Source organism: Sulfurihydrogenibium yellowstonense SS-5 (assembly GCF_000173615.1).
GTDB lineage: Bacteria > Aquificota > Aquificia > Aquificales > Hydrogenothermaceae > Sulfurihydrogenibium > Sulfurihydrogenibium yellowstonense.
In genome coordinates, this window is the sequence record NZ_ABZS01000067.1 from 1 (window position 1) to 7,989 (window position 7,989).

At 31.3% G+C, this 7,989-nt stretch carries 8 protein-coding genes; 5 read left to right on the forward strand and 3 right to left on the reverse strand.

Translation table 11 applies throughout. The annotated features are described in order from the left end of the window. The 5 genes from serS to SULYE_RS03895 all read left to right on the forward strand — a co-directional run. A partial coding sequence (gene serS / locus SULYE_RS03875; protein ID WP_007546706.1) for a serine--tRNA ligase occupies positions 1 to 757 on the forward strand: 757 nt, incomplete at its 5' end. A 278-nt stretch (positions 758 to 1,035) separates the two neighbouring features. Then, entirely contained in the window at positions 1,036 to 1,710 is a 675-nt protein-coding gene (locus tag SULYE_RS03880; protein ID WP_007546707.1) for a polysaccharide deacetylase family protein, read from the forward strand. Then, complete coding sequence (locus tag SULYE_RS03885; RefSeq protein ID WP_007546708.1) at positions 1,692 to 2,795, forward strand: glycosyltransferase family 4 protein; 1,104 nt, start codon at positions 1,692 to 1,694, stop codon at positions 2,793 to 2,795. Before SULYE_RS03880 ends, SULYE_RS03885 begins: the two co-directional genes overlap by 19 nt. Before the next feature lie 4 nt (positions 2,796 to 2,799). Next, positions 2,800 to 4,452, forward strand: coding sequence for an ABC transporter ATP-binding protein (locus SULYE_RS03890; RefSeq protein WP_232178575.1), 1,653 nt, complete (start codon positions 2,800 to 2,802; stop codon positions 4,450 to 4,452). Continuing rightward, a complete protein-coding gene (locus SULYE_RS03895; protein WP_007546710.1) occupies positions 4,427 to 5,497 on the forward strand; it encodes a glycosyltransferase in 1,071 nt (356 codons plus the stop codon). Before SULYE_RS03890 ends, SULYE_RS03895 begins: the two co-directional genes overlap by 26 nt. Before the next feature lie 60 nt (positions 5,498 to 5,557). Here SULYE_RS03895 and SULYE_RS03900 read toward each other — a convergent pair whose 3' ends face one another. The 3 genes from SULYE_RS03900 to SULYE_RS03910 form a co-directional block, all read right to left on the reverse strand. Next, complete coding sequence (locus tag SULYE_RS03900) at positions 5,558 to 6,622, reverse strand: glycosyltransferase family 9 protein (RefSeq protein ID WP_007546712.1); 1,065 nt, start codon at positions 6,620 to 6,622, stop codon at positions 5,558 to 5,560. Further along, positions 6,606 to 7,733: a citrate synthase gene (locus tag SULYE_RS03905; protein ID WP_007546714.1), complete on the reverse strand. Its 1,128-nt coding sequence runs from the start codon at positions 7,731 to 7,733 to the stop codon at positions 6,606 to 6,608. The genes SULYE_RS03900 and SULYE_RS03905 overlap by 17 nt, the downstream gene beginning before the upstream one ends. A 9-nt stretch (positions 7,734 to 7,742) precedes the next feature. Further along, a partial coding sequence (locus SULYE_RS03910; RefSeq protein ID WP_043989061.1) for a sigma-70 family RNA polymerase sigma factor occupies positions 7,743 to 7,989 on the reverse strand: 247 nt, incomplete at its 5' end.

Sequence of the window (7,989 nt, forward strand, 5' to 3'; positions counted from 1 at the left end):
AATGTTTAAAGAAGCTGCAAGATTAGAAAGAGCTTTAATAAACTTTATGCTTGATGTTCACATAAAACAGCATGGATATACAGAAGTATGGACTCCTGCATTGGTAAAACCGGAAATCTTATTTGGAACAGGACAACTTCCAAAATTTAAAGATGATTTATACAAAATAGAAGATGAAGATTTATATCTAATACCAACGGCAGAGGTTACATTGACAAATCTTCATGCAGACGAAATACTAAGTGAAGAAGATTTACCAAAGTATTACACAGCATATACTCCATGTTTTAGAAAAGAAGCAGGTTCTCATGGAAAAGATGTAAAAGGAATTCTCAGACAGCATCAGTTTGATAAAGTTGAGCTTGTGAAAATCGTCAAGCCCGAGGATTCTTATAATGAGCTTGAAAAACTTGTAAATGAAGCAGAAAGAATTCTTCAACTGTTAGAAATACCTTACAGGGTTGTTTTACTATGCACGGGAGACATGGGTTTTTCAGCTGCAAAGACCTACGATATTGAAGTTTGGATACCATCTCAAAATAGATACAGAGAGATATCTTCTTGCTCCAACACAGAAGATTTTCAAGCAAGAAGGGCTAAGATTAGGTACAAAGATAAAGACGGAAAGAATCACTATGTACATACGTTAAACGGTTCAGGTTTAGCAGTCGGAAGAACATTAATAGCCATAATGGAAAACTACCAAAAACCTGACGGAACCTTTGAAATTCCAAAAGTTTTGAAGGATTACTTGTAAACTATGTGTCAGGTGTTAAATTTCATACTTTGTTCTCATGATGATAAAAAACTTATCAGCGGTGTCGTTCTGCAGCCGGCAAAGGATCTAAATCTCTTTGTCATTCTGAGCGAAGCGAAGAATCTCTTTTTTCACTTTTTAAATCGGGAGATCTCTCGACTTTACAGCTTCAGGACGACAGATAAGGTAATAATTCACTACTCTAAGCGAAGAATCTCTTACTTTCTTGAATTTTTTGAAAGTCTTATTACAATTGATTTAGTATCGGAGTGATTTTTATGAAAATCTTTATGTATCACAACATAGACATACCACTAAAAGAGGCTAAATTAAAATCGTTATATGTTAAACCAAGCAAATTTGAAACACAGTTAAAAGTCTTAAAAAAACTTGGATACAACTTTGTGAAAACAGAAGACCTTGAAAATAATCAAAAAAAGTCTATTTTACTAACATTTGATGATGGTTTTAAGGATTTTTACGATAATGCTCTTCCAATAATTAAAAAATACAACGCTAATGCTATTGTCTTTGTTCCTGCTGGATTGGTAGGCAGTTTTAACCAATGGGATTACGAAAAGTTAAACATAAGAAAAAAATTAATGAACTGGGAAGAGATAAAAAGGGTTTATAAAGAAGGCATTGAAATAGGCTCTCACACATTGACCCATCCATTTTTGACAAAAATACCAAAAGAAAGGGCAAAAAAAGAGATTCAAGACTCAAAGAAAATGTTAGAAGATATGCTATCAACAGAGATAACGTGCTTTTGCTATCCATACGGAGACTATAACGAGACTATTAGAGATTTAGTTATAGAAGCAGGCTATAAGTATGCTTTTACAACAAAAGAAGGAAGTTTAGAACAAAGCGATAATTTTTATGAGATAAAACGAATAATGATTTCAGGATTTTACTCATTGCCAAAGGTACTATGGAAAACAATAATATAAAAATTCTATGGATTAATGCAAACCCAAATCCAAATCCCGGTGGAACAGAGCAGCATTCTATTGACTTTATTAATGCATTAGAAAAGATAGACAATCTTGTCATCTATAAAGCCGTTGCAAAAGGAAGCTTTGTAGACAAAAATACATCAGATAAAAATAAATTCTACATAACTTTAAAGTCTGAATTTTCACCAATAAACACGATAAAACTAATAAGATTAGCAAAAAAATTAAAGCCTGACTTTGTGATTGGAAACAACGGCAATGAATATATAAACACTTTTTTAGCCGGAAAACTCTCCGGCAGTAAAGTCATCCTCTTTAGACATATGCTAAACTATCAGCCGTTTTTCATAAAAAAGTTTATACTTCCAAATGTAGATAAGATTTTTGCAGTCAGCCATGCAAGTAAATTAAGACTTATGAAAGATGCAGTAGCAGAAAATAAAATTACAGTTTTGTACAACTTTATTGATGAAGAAAAGTTTTACTACTTGGAATTTGAAAAACAGCAAGTTAGACGGCAGTTAAAAATAAGTCCGAATGAAAAAGTTATAACATTCATTGGAAAGGTTGCAGAGGGTAAAGGTATTTTCGACTTTGTGGAAGTGTCCAAGCTTCTTGCCAAAAAGTATGATAATTTAAAATTTTTGATAATTGGAGATGGAAAAGAGCTTCCAAAAGCAAAAGAGATGATAAAAGAGTATGGACTATCCGATAAGTACATAATAACAGGATATACAAATAAACCTGAGTATTATTTAAAAGCTTCTGATTTTGTACTTGTATTATCAAAAGGAGAAGAAAGTTTTGGAAGGACTGTTGTAGAAGGTTTTGCAGTCAAAAGCTTAGTTGTTGTTTATGATGTAGAAAATTTAAAATATTTAGTGGAAGATTTTAAAACTGGTTTGGTAGCAGAAAAAGGAAATTATAAACAAGTATTTGATAAATTAGACAAAGTTTTATCAGATGAGAATTTGTATAAAACAATTGTTGAAAATGGTTACAAAGAGTTTAAAAACAAATTTACAAAAAAGATAATTTTAGAAAAATTTTTAAAGGAGCTGCAAGATTTTAGCGGTTAAGTTTATATATGAAAACTTTAAAAAGTATAAGCTACTTCTTTTTTTAGCACTCATCGGAAGTATTGTAGAAGCCGGAGCTTTAGCAGGCTTAACCTTCATAGTCAAAGATGTTATAGATGAAGTTTTTATAGAAAAAGATTTAAACAAGCTTAAACTAATCATTCTTGTGCTTTTACTGCTAGTAATCATCAAACAGATTGGATTTATCTTTAAAGAGTACATGTATCCACTGGCACTTTATAAAGTGATGAAAAATCTTCGAGAAAATATCTTTAAAAAAATCTTAAACGCAGATATGTCTTTTTTCTTTGGAAAACAGTATGGAGAAATACTAAGCAGGGCTACAAATGATATAGAAGCTTTTAAATCTGCAATGATTTTAATCGGCGTGGATTTTTTCACTCAGCTATTTACAGTGATTGCAATGGTTGGAGTTTTGATTTATAGAGATTGGAAGCTGTTTTTAATCTTTTTATTCGCAACACCGCTTTTTGCGATCTCGTTTAACTACTTTGGAGAAAAAAGGAAAAAATACTCTCAAAGAGTTCAAGAATCAGCAGGAGAGTACACACAGTTTATAAATCAGCTTTTGTATGGTCTTGAGACGATAAAACTTTTTAGCAAAGAGAAAATATTATCAGTTTTTGAATCTATAAATGAAAGATTTTTTAAAAATCAAAGAAAAAACGCACTTTATGATGTATTCTTCTTGTCATCAATAGAGATAGCTTCATACTTAGCAGCTGGCGGGATTATATTCTACGGTGGAGTAAGAATAATAAACGGAGAGCTAACAACGGGAGACCTTTTCTCATTTTTATCTGCTTTGCTGATTTTGGTAAACTCTTCTCAAATTCTACAAAGAGGATTGATACAGATAAAAGCGGTGAATCCTGTCATAGAAAGAATAAAATTTTTACTTGATATGCCACAGGAAAAAGAAGATGGTATAGAATTTAAAGGTTTAAAAGAAAAGATAGAGTACAAAAATGTTAGCTTAAAAATAAACGAAAATAAAATACTTGAAGATGTAAACGTACTGATAAGGAAAGGTCAAAAAGTTGGGATTATTGGTCAAACAGGTTCTGGAAAAAGTAGTTTTGTAAAGCTTTTATACGGAGTTTTTAGAAATTACGAAGGAAAGATACTTTTAGATGATGTAGATTTGAAAGAGTATAACATTAAAACAGTAAGAGATAAAATCGCGGTCATTACTCAAGATGTATTTATTTTTAACGACACGATAGAGAACAATTTAAAAATTGCAAAACCTGATGCAACAGAAGAAGAAATAATAAACGCTCTGAAGAAAGCTAAAGCAGATTTTGTTTTTAGATTAAAAGATACAGTAAAGACGGCAATAGGCGAAAGAGGAAGTAGTCTATCAGGGGGAGAAAGACAAAGGCTTGCAATAGCAAGAATCTTTCTGAAAAATCCTGATATTATCATCATAGACGAAGGCACTTCCGCATTAGACGAGGAGACAGAGAAATACGTAATGGAAGAGATTTACTCTCATTTTCATGATAAAACAATCTTGATAATAGCACATAGATTAAAAACTTTAGAAAAATGTGATATGTTTATAGTATTTGAAAATGGAAAAGTGAAGGAGATAAGGGATAGTTTAAATGCTAAAGATAGCACACGTAGTTAACACTTTATCCGGCGGTGGAGCAGAAAGGGTAGCAGTTAGCGTTTACAACTGTCTAAAGGAGAAATATAAAAATGAATTCATCATAGCTAAAAACATAGTTAAATTAAACGTAGATTTTAAACCAACAGTAATTTTCAACAAAAAGCCACCACTCCCATCATTTCTATATGAAAAACTATTGTTATACAAGCTGAAAGAAGTCTTAAAAGATTTTGATGTGGTAATTTCACATCTAAGAGATATGAACACAAGACTGTCTTATTTAAAATCAAAAAATTTATTAAAACCTAAATTAATAATTGTTGAGCATGTTCCTGCGGAATTATATTCAGAAAAAGAGAAAAGGATTATAAAAAAGTATTACAAATACGCTGATTTAATAGTAGCAGTTTCAGATAAGGTTAGAGATGATTTAATGGAACACTTTAATTTAGAGCCAAACAAAATCCAAGTGATTTATAACGGCGTTGATATAGAATCAGTTGTTAAATTGTCTAATGCATTTCAAACTACATTAAACAAGCCCTGTATAGTATCAGCCGGAAGGTTAAGTATAGATAAAAATTTTGAAACTTTAATAAAAGGTGTATGCCATTCAAATACAAAACCTTTTTTATATATACTTGGAGAAGGAAGTAAGAGAAAGGATTTAGAAAATCTAATTAAAAGCTTAAAATTAGAAGATAAAGTTTTTTTAGTTGGCTTTATAGAAAATCCATTTCCTTATATTAAAAATTGCGATATATATATCACATCATCTATAAGAGAATCATTTTCTATGTCAACTTTAGAAGCGATGGCTTTAGGAAAGCCTGTTATTAGTACAGATGTTGTTCCATTTGCAAAGGATAATTTTAATAGCCTTGTTTTTAAGCCAAAGGATTATACTACACTTGCAAATCATATAGATACACTTTTATCTAATGAAAAGCTAATAGAGTTTTTATCAAAAAAGGCCTATGAGACAGCAAAAGAGCTGTCCATTGATAGTATGTGTAGAGAATACAAAAATTTAATAGAGAGGTTTAAAGTGGAGAATGTATGAAAAAGAATTGGTAAGCGTTTTAACAAAAGATTTTACAAGTTACAAGATGGCGTTTTAAGATTATCCCATCTTTAAACCATACAAATAATCTAAATCCTTTTCTAATTGACTAAAGTCTGGTGGATTGACTAATCTGCAAATGGTCCAAGGGTTATGATGATAGTGTGGAGTATTTTCAAAGTTAAACAAAGCTAAGTTTGGTTTTTTTAAAGCTACCGCTATATGATATGGTCCGCTATCGCTTGATATAACAATCCTTCCTGCATTTATTGCCCCGACAGACTCTGTTATCGTTGTCTCTCCTGCTATATCAAAAATAGGAATTTCTTTATGTTTTAAACTAAATTTTTTTATAAAATCTTGATTTATGTCTTTCTCAAATTTTGCACCAATTAAAACAGGGATTAAACCGTACTTTTCATAAGCTTTTAATATTAAAAATTCATAAATGCTAAAATCCGGTCTTTTTGGGATAGCATCTTCAGTACCGCAACCTATATTTGCGATCAAAATTTCTTGATTTTCAGACAATCCTAAGCTTTTTCTCAAATTTTCTCTAAATTTTATAGCTTCCTCTGTCTCTTTAATTTCTATTTGAATATTCCCTCTTTCTATACTAAGTCTATTCAAAACAACAAAATCCCTATCAGTATAATTTAAAACACTCATATTATGCTTTTTCATAAACTTTTTTACAGAGTCTGCATGATAGGTGTATAAAAGACCTCTTGGAAAAACTTCATTTATTCCTAAGGTAGGAATTTTGTATTTTAACCTTCCAATCAATGAAACTATCGTTGTCTCTAAACCATAAGGTTCAAAGTCTATGATAAAGTCAGGTTTAACATCGCTTATAATTTCATCTGCTAATTTTATCGCCTTTTTAAAATCTTTAACACTATTAAAGTACTCTTTGTTTATAGTGTGAAAGCTTGACAGTAGATGATGTTTTTTCATAAGCTCTTTTGAAGGATAGCCTGGGTGGTTTGTGATAAATAATAAATGAAGGTTTGCATCAGGACTTTTATTTTTTATAGCTTTCCAAGCTGCTGAACTTCTTAAAATATCTCCTATTCCGGCGCTATGGGACTTTAAAAGTAGAATGTTTTTAAACTTTTCTATCATTGTATTTTTTATCTATTTCTCCGATGTATATCTCTGTTGGTCTTATAAGTTTGTTGTCTGTTATATATTCCTTCCAATGGGCAAGCCATCCGCTTACTCTTGCTAATGCAAACAATGAAGTGTACATATCTTCGTCAAATCCGAGATATTTATATACTAAGCCTGAATAAAAATCTACGTTTGGATACACATCTTTATGTGATAGTTTTTCTAAAACATACTTTTCAACTTCTTGGGCGATGGAGTAAAGATTTCTTAGCTCTTCATCTTTGATTTCTAAATTTTCTAATATTTTTTTAAGAAGTTTTGCTCTTGGGTCGTAGGTTTTGTAAATTCTGTGCCCAAAGCCGGGAATTTTTTTCTTGCTTTCAAGTTTTTTATCTATATATTTTTTGACGTTTTGTAAGCTTTCTATTTCTTTAAACATTTTTATAACGTCTTCATTTGCTCCACCGTGTAATGGTCCTGACAAAGCACCGATAGCAGAAGATATAACAGTAAATGGGTCAGCCAAGGTAGAGCCAACAACAATTGCTGCAAAAGTGGATGCGTTCATGCTATGCTCTGCATGAAGAATTAAGCATTTTTCAAGTATTTCAACCTTTTCCTTAGTTGGTTTTTGTCCAAAATACATGTATAGAAAATTTTCTACATAATCAAAATCCGGATTTGGTTCTAATGGATTATCGCCGTTTCTAATTCTATTCCAATTTGCTATTATCAAAGGGATCTTTGCTAAAAGCTTTACGATGGATAGATATTGATAATCTTCATTTAAGACATTTTCTTTTTTATAAAACATTCCGAGACAAGATACGACAGATTGCAAGACTTCTATCGGATGCGCCTTTTCTGGAAAGTTTTTCATCACATCAATAATCCGAAATTTTAATCTGCTGTGGAGTTTAATATCTTTTTTGAAATTTTCGTACTCGGCTTTAGATGGTAAATCTCCAAAAATTAAAAGATAGGCAGTTTCTAAATAGTTTGATTTTTCGAATAATTCTTCTACATCATATCCTCTGTATATAAGCTTTCCATTTTTTCCATCAAGCAAGCAAATTTTTGTATAAGCTACAGGTACATCTGCCAATCCGGGTATTATATCCATAGCTAAGCCTTACGATAAGAAATCTTTTAAATGCTTTTTTAAAGCGACAGCCTTCAACTTTTTTAATGCTCTTTGTTCTAACTGTCTGACCCTTTCTCTTGATATTCCAAGCTTTTCTCCTACTTCTTCCAAAGTCCTTGACTCTTCTCCGTTTAATCCGTACCTCATTTTTATGATTTCTTTTTCCCTTTCATCTAAAACATCTAACATGCTTTCCAGCTCTTCATGGATCGTTTCTTCTATCAACTCTTTCTCG

Bases quoted from the DNA above. Each gene is read 5' to 3' on its own strand.
- SULYE_RS03880 (WP_007546707.1), top strand. From the start codon at position 1,036: ATGAAAATCTTTATGTATCACAACATAGACATACCACTAAAAGAGGCT.
- SULYE_RS03885 (WP_007546708.1), top strand. From the start codon at position 1,692: ATGGAAAACAATAATATAAAAATTCTATGGATTAATGCAAACCCAAAT.
- SULYE_RS03895 (WP_007546710.1), top strand. From the start codon at position 4,427: ATGCTAAAGATAGCACACGTAGTTAACACTTTATCCGGCGGTGGAGCA.
- SULYE_RS03900 (WP_007546712.1), bottom strand. From the start codon at position 6,622: ATGATAGAAAAGTTTAAAAACATTCTACTTTTAAAGTCCCATAGCGCC.
- SULYE_RS03905 (WP_007546714.1), bottom strand. From the start codon at position 7,733: ATGGATATAATACCCGGATTGGCAGATGTACCTGTAGCTTATACAAAA.